Annotated in this window: 13 protein-coding genes; all 13 read right to left on the bottom strand. The window is 46.5% G+C overall.

Annotated elements, in window-relative coordinates; translation table 11 throughout:
• Positions 1-54: 54 nt before the first annotated feature.
• Complete coding sequence (gene gndA / locus ACG0Z5_RS17700; RefSeq protein WP_394449795.1) at positions 55-1,461, bottom strand: NADP-dependent phosphogluconate dehydrogenase; 1,407 nt, start codon at positions 1,459-1,461, stop codon at positions 55-57.
• A gap of 136 nt (positions 1,462-1,597) precedes the next feature.
• The gene (locus ACG0Z5_RS17695) at positions 1,598-2,614 is read right to left on the bottom strand and encodes an EpsG family protein (RefSeq protein ID WP_394449793.1); all 1,017 of its coding nucleotides are present in this window, start codon (positions 2,612-2,614) and stop codon (positions 1,598-1,600) included.
• Between the two features lie 15 nt (positions 2,615-2,629).
• On the bottom strand, positions 2,630-3,370 hold the full coding sequence (locus ACG0Z5_RS17690) for a glycosyltransferase family 2 protein (RefSeq protein WP_394449791.1): 741 nt from the start codon (positions 3,368-3,370) through the stop codon (positions 2,630-2,632).
• Entirely contained in the window at positions 3,370-4,338 is a 969-nt protein-coding gene (locus ACG0Z5_RS17685) for a glycosyltransferase family 2 protein (RefSeq protein ID WP_394449789.1), read from the bottom strand. Before ACG0Z5_RS17685 ends, ACG0Z5_RS17690 begins: the two co-directional genes overlap by 1 nt.
• Positions 4,331-5,086 carry a glycosyltransferase domain-containing protein gene (locus ACG0Z5_RS17680; RefSeq protein ID WP_394449787.1) on the bottom strand — a complete coding sequence of 252 codons (756 nt, stop codon included), beginning with the start codon at positions 5,084-5,086 and terminating at the stop codon, positions 4,331-4,333. Before ACG0Z5_RS17680 ends, ACG0Z5_RS17685 begins: the two co-directional genes overlap by 8 nt.
• 53 nt (positions 5,087-5,139) lie before the next feature.
• Complete coding sequence (rfbC, locus tag ACG0Z5_RS17675) at positions 5,140-5,688, bottom strand: dTDP-4-dehydrorhamnose 3,5-epimerase (RefSeq protein WP_394449785.1); 549 nt, start codon at positions 5,686-5,688, stop codon at positions 5,140-5,142.
• Between the two features lie 3 nt (positions 5,689-5,691).
• Positions 5,692-6,570: a glucose-1-phosphate thymidylyltransferase RfbA gene (gene rfbA, locus ACG0Z5_RS17670; protein WP_394449783.1), complete on the bottom strand. Its 879-nt coding sequence runs from the start codon at positions 6,568-6,570 to the stop codon at positions 5,692-5,694.
• A gap of 50 nt (positions 6,571-6,620) precedes the next feature.
• Positions 6,621-7,520 (bottom strand): dTDP-4-dehydrorhamnose reductase, encoded by a 900-nt coding sequence (gene rfbD / locus ACG0Z5_RS17665; protein WP_394449781.1) that lies wholly within the window; start codon positions 7,518-7,520, stop codon positions 6,621-6,623.
• The gene (rfbB, locus tag ACG0Z5_RS17660; RefSeq protein WP_394449779.1) at positions 7,520-8,605 is read right to left on the bottom strand and encodes a dTDP-glucose 4,6-dehydratase; all 1,086 of its coding nucleotides are present in this window, start codon (positions 8,603-8,605) and stop codon (positions 7,520-7,522) included. Before rfbB ends, rfbD begins: the two co-directional genes overlap by 1 nt.
• A gap of 377 nt (positions 8,606-8,982) precedes the next feature.
• Complete coding sequence (galF, locus tag ACG0Z5_RS17655) at positions 8,983-9,876, bottom strand: UTP--glucose-1-phosphate uridylyltransferase GalF (RefSeq protein WP_319629314.1); 894 nt, start codon at positions 9,874-9,876, stop codon at positions 8,983-8,985.
• A gap of 146 nt (positions 9,877-10,022) precedes the next feature.
• Positions 10,023-11,426 carry a colanic acid biosynthesis protein WcaM gene (gene wcaM / locus ACG0Z5_RS17650; protein ID WP_394449777.1) on the bottom strand — a complete coding sequence of 468 codons (1,404 nt, stop codon included), beginning with the start codon at positions 11,424-11,426 and terminating at the stop codon, positions 10,023-10,025.
• A 13-nt stretch (positions 11,427-11,439) separates the two neighbouring features.
• Positions 11,440-12,660 (bottom strand): colanic acid biosynthesis glycosyltransferase WcaL, encoded by a 1,221-nt coding sequence (gene wcaL / locus ACG0Z5_RS17645; protein WP_394449775.1) that lies wholly within the window; start codon positions 12,658-12,660, stop codon positions 11,440-11,442.
• A partial coding sequence (gene wcaK, locus ACG0Z5_RS17640; RefSeq protein ID WP_394449773.1) for a colanic acid biosynthesis pyruvyl transferase WcaK occupies positions 12,657-13,680 on the bottom strand: 1,024 nt, incomplete at its 5' end. The genes wcaL and wcaK, both read right to left, overlap by 4 nt.

Raw genomic sequence — 13,680 nt, 5'->3', positions numbered from 1 at the left:
AAAAAAACCCGGAGACATGCTCCGGGCCTTGATGCGGCATTAGATTATTTAAGATTAATCCATCCACTCGGTGTGGAACACACCGTCTTTATCGGTACGCTTGTAAGTATGCGCCCCGAAGTAGTCACGCTGCGCCTGAATCAGGTTCGCTGGCAGCACTTCTGCACGATAGCTGTCGTAGTAAGCGATGGCCGCAGAGAACGTCGGGACAGGAATACCGTTCTGCACGGCATATGCCACAACGTCACGCAGCGCCTGCTGATAATCGTCAGCGATTTTCTTAAAGTACGGGGCCAGCAGCAGGTTCGCGATGTCAGCGTTTTCAGCATAAGCATCGGTGATTTTCTGCAGGAACTGGGCACGAATAATACAACCCGCACGGAAAATCTTCGCGATTTCACCGTAGTTCAGATCCCAGTTGTACTCGTTTGACGCTGCACGCAGTTGAGAGAAGCCCTGCGCGTAAGAAACGATTTTGCCCAGATACAGAGCACGACGCACTTTCTCAACGAATTCTGCTTTATCACCCGCCGGTTTAGCCTGCGGGCCGCTCAGCACTTTAGACGCGGCAACTCGCTGCTCTTTCAGAGAAGAGATATAACGTGCGAACACAGATTCGGTGATCAGTGACAGCGGTTCGCCGAGGTCCAGAGAACTCTGGCTGGTCCACTTGCCGGTACCTTTGTTAGCCGCTTCATCCAGAATCACATCGACCAGGTAAGTCCCTTCTTCATCTTTTTTGGTGAAGATGTCTTTGGTGATGTCAATCAGGTAGCTGTTCAGCTCGCCGTTGTTCCACTCGGTGAAGACCTGCGCCAACTCTTCGTTAGAAAGCTTCAGGCCACCTTTCAACAGGGAATAGGCTTCTGCGATCAGCTGCATGTCGCCGTACTCGATCCCGTTGTGCACCATCTTCACGTAATGACCTGCGCCATCAGGACCGATATAGGTCACGCACGGCTCACCGTCTTCGGCAACAGCAGCGATTTTAGTCAGGATCGGTGCAACCAGCTCGTACGCTTCTTTCTGGCCGCCAGGCATAATAGATGGGCCTTTCAGGGCGCCCTCTTCACCACCAGAAACACCGGTGCCGATGAAGTTGAAACCTTCAGCAGACAGTTCGCGGTTACGACGCACGGTGTCCGGGAAGTAGGAGTTACCCCCTTCGATGATGATGTCGCCTTTATCCAGGTAAGGCTTCAGAGATTCGATGGCTTTGTCCGTGCCCTCGCCCGCCTTCACCATTAACAGGATACGGCGTGGTGTTTCCAGAGACTCGACGAATTCCTGCACCGTGTAGAAAGGAGCCAGTTTCTTGCCTGGATTCTCGGCAATCACTTCTTCTGTCTTTTCACGGGAGCGGTTGAAGATGGAGACGGTATAACCACGGCTTTCGATGTTGAGCGCCAGGTTGCGCCCCATCACTGCCATACCGACGACGCCGATCTGTTGCTTGGACATTACATACTCCTGTCAGGTGTGGTCACCACGCGAGGTGTGCGTGGCTTGAAATGTGGTGAAGATGTTAACTCATCAAGTACAACGTTGTGTAGTACATAATTTTCAAAACAATCTCACATTAATGTGGAAGAAAAAATTACGCTATACTCATACTATAGGATTCGATGATCCCCGCATTATTATATGTTATATACAATTGGACACATGAAAATAAAAACATCAATGTGATATATATCCACCGCTGCCTTTCCGTAATAAAGCCAATCAGATTAGACAAAAGAACCACCTGATATACTAAAAAGAACTCACTTATTCTAAAGCTGAGTACCGGAAAATCTATGAACATATAAAATGAAACAATTGAGATTCCATACAGTTTAAACGCCACATTCATTTTCGCGTCAATGAATACGCTACGTAAATAGCAAAAAATCAAAAAGATAATTACATTAATGCAAGCGAGTGTATTGAATGGATTCACAACCAAATCTGATGTTCCATTCACATAGGTTAAATAGTTTGCAGGAGCATGAAGAAGAGCCATCAATGTAAATAGATAGCCTTTTATATCAATAAATGATAACGCTAAGCCTATGAGCAAGGCCATGAACCAAAATAACACATTAGGCTTTCTATTATTAACAAAATAGATAACCATGAACATAATTGAACTGAGATGAAAAAGAAAAGCAAGCATTATATACATGAAAGTTGTAATTTTTTTTTCATGAATATAAGCTTCGAAAGCCAATAAGCACAAGGATATAGCGACCGCTGCACGGACTTGCGTAAGGTCCAAAAGCAAAAAAAGCTTGCCGAAGTAAATTATTAAAAATAGCCCTACTGGTAGTGCTAATTTTTTAATGGCTTTAAATTTTATAATTATCGAAAGAAATGCAAAAATTACAAAGCTAACCGATATTGACATGCCTGACCTATTTGCGCCATTAAATATTATTCGCGAAATAGGCTCAGGAAAATACTCAGCGTTTGATAAATAATATCCATTGTAATAATTTTGAAAATCATGACTAACGTCCGGGGCGATGAAAGCAGCCATTAAAAATAGAACAAGTAGAGATATAGCACTAAATAATTTATTTTTTAACAATGTGCTTAGATATAAATACGTAAGCACCGCCCAGTAAGTCATAATTCTCTTCCATTATCAATAGTTTGAGGTAACGCAATATCTTAAAACACTTTTAACATGCCATAAAAAATGCTTGGAAAATAACTTTCGGTTATTGTGTGCAGCTAAATGAAGAGCTTTAACCGTTGGAATATAAAGCACTCTTTCATTTGTTAATGTGTATGCGCGTCGGCAAATATCAAGATCTTCACAGTACATGAAGTATCGTTCATCAAACCCGTTAATTTCCTTATACAACGAACTTTGAAATAATAAAAACGAACCTGATGCCCAATCAACGTAACAACTACTATCTATCAGATCCTTGTCAATGATCGTATCATTTTTTTTATAAAGATAAGAAGTAATAAAATCTTTGATTTTAGGAAAATTACGAATATTTGCATCATACTCTCCCTTTTCTTTGACTAAATTAATAGTTGCAATTCGCGCCGATTTAGAAACCATCTCACCCTGCACACTTCTCAACGCTTGAGCTGTAATAGAAACATCAGGGTTTAGCACCAAGAAATAGTCATCGGGTTTCATCTGTAGGTGCGCGACGGCATATTGATAATTTTGATTATTATTTTCGCCAAAGCCTTTTCGGGATTTATTTTCTATATAATGAACACCGTTATCTAAACAAAAGTTTTTTAACGATGTTTGCCCAACATTGTCAGTTACAATAATTGTAAACTCACTAGATAAAGCTTTTATCGTGCCGATTCTATTAATTAAATCACTATGCCCGTGAGACACTATTGAAATGAACATTATCTACCCAAACCCTTAAAAATAACAAAATAAGTCCCTAGTGTTTTGAGAAAAGAGCTTTTCCTTAATTTAACTGTAAGTGCTGCATATAATCTTTGTGCACTAGAAATATCAGGAGACAGATACAAAGCAAGAGCATTAATAAATTTGATATTCTCTTCTGGTATATCGTCATTAAACCGTCGCTTAAAATCTAACATTTGCTTCACAGTTCGATGATAGTTAACTTTGGCAATCTCAAATGACTTTTTAAACTTAGCAAATACTACTAAAAAGCTATTTCTTTTTGCACCAACTTGATTATTTCCATGTTGCCTGTATTTAATGAAAGTTTCTTTCTCTATAAACCTGATATTTCCATAAAGTTTACAAACCAGCATTAGCCACCAATCATGCATCAAACAATCATCAGGAAATGGCAGGCTTTTTTCTATTAACTTCTTATTAAATAACATTGTACAACCAGGTGCTAAATTCTGAATAAGAAGATGATCAAGTTTATTTATCCAATCTGAGTTTATCGATTGATAATTTAAGAAGGATTTATCAATAGTATTTAAATTAGCGTCGACTATTTCAAGATCGCTAAACACGATCAGTGGAATGCCACTATCGCATTTTCCCGCAACCTCCAGGTAACGAACTAATTTATTTTTTCCCCAAACATCATCTTGGTCAGACAACATAATATACTCACTGGTACTTAAAGCTATCCCTCTCTCGAAATTTTTTGCTGGACCGTATGGTTTGCCTTGTTCATTTTTAATTAGAACAAGTTTATTAATGGGGATGATTTCCTTGATGATATCTAGAGTGTTATCAGATGAATTATCATCACAAACAATAATAGAATTCACCAATTCATCAAAGCAATCCATCATCAAAATTGAATTAAGTTGCTCAGATAAATATTTCGCTCCGTTGTACGTAGCTAAAACAATATCCAGCTTACCAACAGCATTAGACATTGAACAAGGATCCTATAGTTCTGTTAATAATTTTCTTTAGTTTTGTACTCAAAGTAGCATGTCTATTATTTGCATGACTCATGTATTTGAAATACTCTTGATCAAACCGCGCATCACTTGAGCCCATGTTGTTAATTTTATAATTCATTTTCCATATGACATATGGCAGCGCAAGTTGATCTCTTTTAGCACTAAACTCACTACTATACTCGGACCACCACATTTCCATGAGTCGCATAACATCGGCCTTATTATGCGATCGTAGCAAAATATTTGCTTCGAATAATTCTCTATAATTAAAGCCTTCAGCTTTGTATTTTTTTAACTGCCTATTAATCACCCAAAAATAATCAGTACCTATGAATGAACAAATTTTACCTTCATCAAATATATTGTCCCTTTCAGGATGATTAAAAATTGCGAAATCATTATTTGAAAGTTGTGCCTTACTCCAATTATAGATGTCACCGCATAATAATATATTCCCATCAATGTATAAAGAATGTTGATGATTTGGAAATAAAATGTGAGGATTGATTTTATAATATCTATTGAAATTTTTATTGTCTAAACCATCAGTTGAGGGCGTAAGCAACTTCCATGGTTCAGGTAACACGATATGCTCATTACTTACAATATAGTAATCACAATCACTATCTATATTTTCAACGGGTAATACTTTGTCATATCCACCAGTAATAACACTGTAGATAACAAGTCTATTTTTACTTTCTTCTAAATTGACCATATCTGCACTTGAATAATGAGATTGTGTATTTATGCCCTGCTATAATCTGATATTTAACCAAACACTGCCGCGTCAGAAAACTTCAATTGCACACTATCTTTAGCAGAAAGGATTTTCTCTCCTATTTCCGGCCATTCAATACCGATATCAGGATCATTCCAAATTATCCCTCGATCGCTCTCTGGATGATAATAATTGGTAGTTTTATACACGAATTCAGCTGTCTCACTTAAAACAAGGAATCCATGCGCAAACCCTTCTGGGATCCACAACTGGCGCTTATTCTCCGCTGAAAGATTGACTCCGACCCATTTACCAAAAGTTGGTGATGACTTACGAATATCAACGGCAACATCGAACACTTCACCAACAACGCAACGCACTAATTTGCCCTGCGCATGGGGTTCAAGTTGATAGTGCAGTCCACGAAGAACGCCCTTAGCCGACTTCGAGTGGTTATCTTGTACAAATTCAACTTTGCGCCCTACTGCCTCTTCAAATATTTTCTGGCTATAGCTTTCAAAGAAAAAACCACGATCATCACCAAAAACTTTAGGCTCGATAATCATGACATCAGGAATATCTGTTTTGATAATATTCATCTATCAATAACCTTTAATCATTTTAAGTAAGTACTGTCCATATGCGTTTTTCTGCAGCGGTTTTGCCAGAACTTTTACTTGTTCTGCATCAATAAAACCTTTCCGGTATGCAATCTCTTCTGGACATGCAACTTTAAGTCCCTGACGTTCTTCAATAGTTGCAATAAAGTTGCTTGCTTCAATCAAACTCTGATGCGTGCCCGTATCAAGCCAGGCATATCCACGTCCCATCATGGCCACTGAAAGGCGTCCCTGTTCCATGTAAATACGGTTGATATCCGTAATCTCAAGTTCGCCACGAGCAGACGGTTTAAGATTTTTTGCCATTTCAACGACGCTGTTGTCATAGAAGTAAAGGCCGGTTACCGCATAATTACTTTTCGGCTCCAGCGGTTTTTCCTCAAGACTAATGGCGGTGCCGTTTTTATCAAACTCCACTACGCCGTAACGTTCTGGGTCATTTACGTGATAGGCAAATACCGTTGCGCCAGACTCTTTTTCTACCGCCGCATCCATTAACTTCGGCAAGTCATGCCCGTAAAAAATGTTATCACCTAATACCAATGCACAATCATCATTTCCGATGAATTCTTCACCAATAATGAAAGCCTGGGCGAGACCATCCGGACTTGGCTGTACTTTATATTGCAGATTGAGTCCCCACTGACTCCCATCACCCAGTAATTGCTCAAAGCGCGGAGTATCCTGCGGGGTACTAATGATCAGAATATCTTTGATACCCGCTAGCATCAGTGTGGACAGTGGGTAATAAATCATCGGCTTATCATAAATAGGCAGTAACTGCTTACTTACTGCCATTGTTACGGGATATAGCCGAGTGCCTGAACCGCCAGCCAGAATAATACCTTTACGCGTAGTCATCTTTTTTCTCTATAAATACTAAATGCCCGTATTCGGGCATTTATGAGTTATCAAACTGTTTGAGTAGTAAATAGCTCAGCGAGCATACGTTTAACGCCCATTTCCCATGAGGGTAAAATCAGCTCGAAGTTTTGCTGGAATTTCTGTGTATCCAGCCGGGAGTTATTTGGTCGACGGGCTGGAGTCGGGTATGCATCTGTGTTAACCGGCTTGAGTTGTTCCAAAGCCAATTCAACGCCCGCAATACGCGCTTCTTCAAATACCAGCGCAGCGTAGTCATACCAGGTTGTTGTCCCCGAAGCGACCAGATGATAAAGCCCTGCAACTTCAGGTCTATTCATCGCGACACGAATGGCATGAGCAGTACAATCTGCCAATAGCTCAGCTCCCGTAGGTGCGCCAACCTGATCGTTGATAACCGACAACTCTTTACGCTCTTTCGCGAGCCGCAGCATCGTTTTTGCAAAGTTATTCCCTTTGCCGGCATATACCCAACTGGTGCGGAAAATCAGATGCTTTGTGCAGTTGTCCTGAAGCGCTTTCTCACCGGCGAGCTTAGTTTCACCATAAACGTTAAGTGGTGCAGTCTCATCCGTTTCAACCCACGGCGTTTCTCCGTTACCCGGAAAAACATAATCAGTAGAATAGTGCACCACCCATGCGCCTATTTTTTCGGCTTCTTTTGCGATGGACTCAACACTCGTCGCGTTCAGCAGTTGCGCAAACTCAGGTTCTGATTCGGCCTTATCTACCGCAGTGTGCGCTGCAGCATTGACGATGACATCAGGTTTAATACGGCGAACGGTTTCAGCCACCCCTTCTGGATTGCTAAAATCACCACAGTATTCCGTGGAGTGGACATCAACGGCGATCAGATGACCTAATGGGGCAAGGGATCGTTGAAGTTCCCAGCCCACCTGCCCTGTTTTTCCAAACAGTAGAATATTCATTATTCGCGGCCCTCATAATTCTGCGCGATCCAGGATTTATAAGCCCCGCTTTTCACATTCTCAACCCATGTTGTATTAGCGAGATACCATTCAACCGTCTTGCGGATCCCGCTTTCGAAAGTTTCTTCAGGCTTCCATCCTAACTCACGGCTGATTTTGTCCGCATCAATCGCATAACGACGATCGTGACCCGGACGATCGGTAACATAGGTTATTTGCTCACGATAAGAGGTCTCTTTCGGTACAATCTCATCCAGCAGATCGCAAATAGTATGTACGACATCGAGGTTTTTCTTCTCGTTATGGCCACCGATATTATACGTTTCACCCTGTTTACCTTGGGTTACTACTGTATACAGCGCGCGAGCGTGGTCTTCCACATACAACCAGTCACGGATCTGATCACCCTTGCCGTAAATAGGGAGAGGTTTGCCATCCAGCGCATTCAGAATCACTAGTGGGATCAATTTTTCCGGGAAGTGGAACGGTCCGTAGTTATTTGAGCAGTTGGTGACAATCGTTGGCATACCGTAGGTGCGTAGCCATGCACGAACCAGATGATCGCTGGATGCTTTGGATGCAGAGTAAGGGCTACTCGGCGCGTAGGCGGTTGTTTCGGTGAAGAGAGGCAATTCAGCCCCCTTCTCAACTTCATCAGGATGAGGGAGATCGCCGTAGACCTCATCGGTTGAGATGTGATGAAAACGGAATGCCGCTTTTTTGGTCTCATCTAAGGCTGACCAATATTTGCGAGCAGCTTCCAGCAGTACATAGGTTCCGACGATGTTTGTCTCAATAAAGGCAGCGGGACCTGTGATGGAGCGATCAACATGGCTTTCCGCTGCCAAATGCATGACAGCATCGGGTTTATGTTCAGCGAAAATACGCGCCATTGCTTCACTATCACAAACATCCGCATGCTCAAATGCGTAGCGAACATCGCCTTCAATTTCTGCCAGAGACTCAAGATTGCCAGCGTAAGTCAGTTTATCAACATTGACGACAGCATCCTGGGTATTATTAATAATATGTCTGACAACTGCAGAACCAATAAATCCCGCACCACCGGTAACCAGAATTTTCACGTTTATATTTCGCTCTTAATATATATTTGAGTAAGAAAGGACGTTTTATTTCACAGCAAATGCAATTACAGGAAATGTGCGGACACGCTACCGCCCCTGGCTCAACAGCTACCAGTGCACTGCAAAAAATATCAGTATGTCGTTACATGAATGGGTAAACAGCACCCATTACGTCCATCAATCGAATCCATTATTGTGGTCTGAATTACGGCTCAAAACAAGGGGAAATCCCCTAGAGGCAATAGAAAATTGCGCAACACCCTACTATATTTAGTCATTGATTTTAAACGAAAAAACGGCAGTGATGCTATGAGTGCGCGTTAATCGCATCATAACCTCCCCTGCCGTTTACACGAACATTCAAACTAACGGATGGATTAATCCACCAGCAGCTTCTTAATGCTCTCTCTGAACTTCGCACCCTCTTTCAGGTTGCGCAGCCCGTACTTAACGAAAGCCTGCATGTAGCCCATTTTCTTGCCGCAGTCGAAGCTGTCGCCGGTCATCAGCACCGCATCGACGGACTGTTTTTCCGCCAGCTGGGCGATAGCATCGGTCAGCTGCACACGACCCCATGCGCCCGGCTCGGTTTTTTCCAGTTCAGCCCAGATATCGGCAGACAGAACATAGCGACCCACGGCCATCAGATCGGAATCGAGAGTCTGCGGCTGGTCCGGTTTTTCGATGAAATCAACGATACGGCTGATTTTACCTTCGACTTCCAGCGGCTCTTTAGTCTTGATGACCGAGTACTCACGCAGGTCGCCTTCCATATGCTTCGCCAGCACCTGGCTGCGGCCGGTTTCGTTGAAACGGGCAACCATCGCGGCGAGGTTGTAGCGCATTGGGTCAGCGGTGGCGTTGTCCAGCACGATGTCTGGCAGGACAACCACAAACGGGTTATCGCCGACAATCGGACGGGCGCAAAGAATTGAGTGGCCCAGACCCAGCGGTTGTGCCTGGCGCACGTTCATAATGGTCACGCCCGGCGGGCAAATGGCCTGCACTTCAGCCAGCAGCTGACGCTTTACGCGCTGCTCGAGCAGTGACTCAAGTTCATACGAGGTGTCGAAGTGGTTTTCCACCGCATTTTTGGATGCGTGGGTGACCAGGACGATTTCTTTGATCCCTGCAGCAACAATTTCGTCGACGATGTATTGGATCATCGGTTTGTCAACGATCGGCAGCATTTCTTTAGGAATAGCCTTGGTGGCAGGAAGCATGTGCATCCCGAGGCCAGCTACCGGAATAACTGCTTTCAAATTAATCATTATCATGTCCACCTGTGAATGGTTGGAGAATTATAGCCAGTCAGAACGTTTTATCCAGCATGTTTTTTTGATGATACCTGGCAAGTTTTGATAAAACTTCGGTGTTAATCCGATAGTTGCGACAATATCCCAGGAATCGTCGTATTTTATTTACCCGGCAGCCTGAAATTTAACCCGCTGGCGTTGACGACCTGCTGATCAACCCGGTCGATGTCGACCGAACGTACGCCCTTCTCGTTCACCGCCCTGATGTTGGCCAGTGAGAGCAGCGTGTCCTCTTTTGCCATGAACTTACCGCGCACGTCTTTGCGCAGGTCGAAGTTCATCGACAGTGCCGGGCCGCGGTCGGCATCCTGCATCACGCTGATGTTGCGCATAAACAGATGCTGCGGCTTGTTGTGCATCTCAAGCGAGGCACGTTTCAGGTTGAGGTTGGTTATCGCCACAAACGACTGCGCGTTGCCGGAAGATATCTGGATCCCACGCAGCTTGTACGGCAGCGTGGTGTTATCCATCGTCACATCATTGAGCCTGAAGTTTTGCGGGATCGAGAGGTATTTGCCCTTGATAACGCCATAGCCAATCAGCATCCCGGCGCTATTGACCATATCGACATTATCAATAATGAAATTATCACAGCCGTAAATGGCTACGGTGGCGTTATCAATGCCCGCCTTCTTACTGAACTCCGGGGTAATATTACGCGCGTTGATATTACGAATAATAAAGTGTTTGCCGTTCTCGACGTGAACCAGCTGCCGACAGTTGCTACCGGTGATATTGGCCACCACAAAATTCTTGACCGCCTGCTCTTCCGGGTAGCCATTGTCGTAGGTACTGCCCGCCAGGCCAATGCCGATCCCCCAGTTGATTTTGCCGTTGGTGCAGTTGATGTTGTCGATAACGTGGTCTGAGATCAGGATATTTTTATCGTTGATCGCCACGTTCCATTCGATGGCATCTCCCTGCAAATGGGTGAAACGACTGTGAGTAATCTTCACCCCGTCAAACTGGTTATGAAAGCCCTGACGCAGAATGCCGTAGTTGGCCCTGGTGACGGTGATGTTGTCGATCAGCAGATTACGCATGTTGCGCTTATTTTTTCCGCCAATATATATCTGTGCGACCGGGCCGTAACCACTCAGCGTCACGCCCTGAATCACACAGTCTGAGCCGCGCACATCGAGGCAGATATTGTTCAGACTGCCGTTTTTGCCGATGATTTTACAGCCATCCTGCAACGCAAAGCGCCCGCGCCCGTTGCCCTTCAGGGCACCGGCTATCTGCAGGGTTTTGCCCGGCGGAATGATGATCCCGGTGTTGATATTTTCACAGACCACGCCCGATGGCACTTCAACCACGTCGGCGTCTTTAAACGCATCGTTGAAAGCACGGATCCAGTCGTTGCCGGGATTGTGCTGGCGGATATCGACCGGATCTTTACGCCCCAGCGCCCGGGCGGCAGGCGTGTTAATGAGCGGCAGAGCGGCCAGCGCAGAGCTGGCCCCAAGGAAGGCGCGTCGTGATAGCGTGATTTTTTTATCGGTCATGCGTCCTCTTTTTTTACAGCGTCTGCAGCAGGCTGGCTAACTCGCGGTTAATCACCTGCTGGTTGAACTCAGCTTCGACTTTGGCCCGCGCTTTGGTCACTACCGGGTGCAGTGCCTGCTGGTCAAACGCCCCCAGCGCGTTGAGTCTGTCGGCCAGCGATGCCGCGTCGTTCTCCGGCACCAGCCATCCGGACTCACCGGCATCGATAAGCTCCGGAATGCCGCTGTGCACCGTGGACACCACCGGAATGCCCACCGCCATCGCTTCCATCAGCGCGACAGGAATGCCTTCCATATCGCCATCAGCCCCGGTGATGGACGGCAGCAGAAACACGTCAGCCTCATCGAGCATCGCTTTCACCTGATGGCTGGGCGCAAACCCGGGCATCTCTATCACGTCCTCAAGCTGATACTGCTCGATAAGCGTACGCAGGCGGCGCTCCCAAGGGCCAATGCCCAGAATGCGATAGTGAAAACGCACCCCGCGCTCTTTCAGCTGACGGCAGGCCTCTATCGCCACGTGCAGTCCTTTTTTCTCGGTTAAGCGCGCGACGGAGATAATGTGCAGCGTCTCATCCGGGGCTTTTACCGGGCGTAGCGCAAAGCGCTCCATGTTGACGCCCATCCGCGACACCACGATTTTGTCCGCCGGGCAGCCCATCGTCTTCAGACGCCCCGCCCACAGGTCACTGATCGGCAGCATTAAATCGCCGCGACGAAACAGCTGCTGATACTCCGGGGTGTAATGGCTGAGGACCTCCCGGCTGGAGATGTCGATCCCGTGGAAGACGGTGGCAATTTTACCGCGCAGAACGCCCAGCTCGCGCAACTTGGCGGCGGTCACGCCCGCCGGGCCAAAGTGGGCGATAAACACATCGGCGCAAATGGGCGTGGTGTTTTGCGCCGCAATAGAGGAGAGGATTAAATTGCGCGCTTCATGGCCGTAACGGCGGGCGTTCAGTGCCCGCCAGGTCGCACCCCGATGCAACCCTTTCAGGGTATTGAACGCACGATAGCGCAGTTTGGTCAGTTTGCCCGCGGGTTCATCCTGCAACCAGCGGGTTTTCTGCGCCAGGCCGTAGCGGGTATACGCCTCATGGGTGTGGGTCATGTCGCCCTTCAGTAGCGCGACAATCTCCACCTCATAGCCCATCTCAATAAACGCCACAATCTGATTTAAAACAAAGGTCTCTGACGACAACGGGAATTTTAACAGGAAGAAACCAACCTTCATTTTCCCTCCCCGATGCGGTCCAGCACGGATTTGACCATTTGCATACCGGTCTGGCGCTCGGCCTTCACCGCCACGCGCAGGCGTTCATTAATCGCGGGCAACTGGCCGAGGGTGTCGGCCACCCTCGCCCCGAGACTGCCGTCGAGCAGATGACGGATGTCGATAGCCATTTCCGGCATCCCGAGCTGCTGCATGATCCCGGCGGACTTGTGTTCGTAGTTGACAGCAATCGCCGGGGTGTCGAAGTTCATTGAGATGATCGCCGAATGCAGACGGGTGCCGACGGTCAAATCACAGGCGCCGAGGATTTTGCCCATTTCGAGGTCATTCAGTTCGTCCATCACCACGTGGTAGCGGGAGGGGTCGCTGATATGCTTTTGCAGGTTCAGGGCCACCATGCGGTCGTCTTTGTTGTAGCTGTCGATCCCGGTGCAGGTTGAGAGCGCAATCACCTGATAGCCAGATTCAATAATACGGTTCACCACCCCGGCAAAGGCTTCTTCGTACGCCTGCTGGGTGGTGCCAAGACGTTTATCAAACGGCGCCAGTTCACGCAGGGTAACGGCCACGGTTTTTTGCTGGCCGATTTTGTTCAGCCAGTACTCCACCGCATAGCTGGCGGTGAAATCGTGTTCGTGATGATCGACCAGCCAGGCGGTATCGACCCCCTGCTCAACGTTGGCGGTGGTGATATCGCTGCGCTGCATCAGGTTCAGGCTGACGGATTCACGCAGGATCAGCGCATCGCACTGGCCGAAAACGTAGTTCGCGAGCTGGTTAAACTGCGGCTCCTGGAACGGGCCGACGCTGTGACCCATCATGTACAGCGGTTTTTTGGCCATGAACGTACAGAGCGCATGCTCAAACTGCGGCGCACCGTACAGGTCCACAAAGAACGAACCGCCTACCTGAATAATCGCGTCATAGTGGCTGAGCAGACGAACGAAATCGGTAAACCCCTGCGCGATGGCGATATTGCGCAGCTTGCCGCTGTCGGTAACGCGGGAGAGCAGCACCTGA

The organism is Scandinavium sp. M-37 (assembly GCF_043558715.1).
GTDB classification, from domain to species: Bacteria; Pseudomonadota; Gammaproteobacteria; order Enterobacterales; family Enterobacteriaceae; genus Scandinavium; species Scandinavium vulneris_A.
The sequence above is the reverse complement of the archived record's forward strand: the minus strand, read 5'-3'. Positions and strand labels throughout refer to the sequence as shown.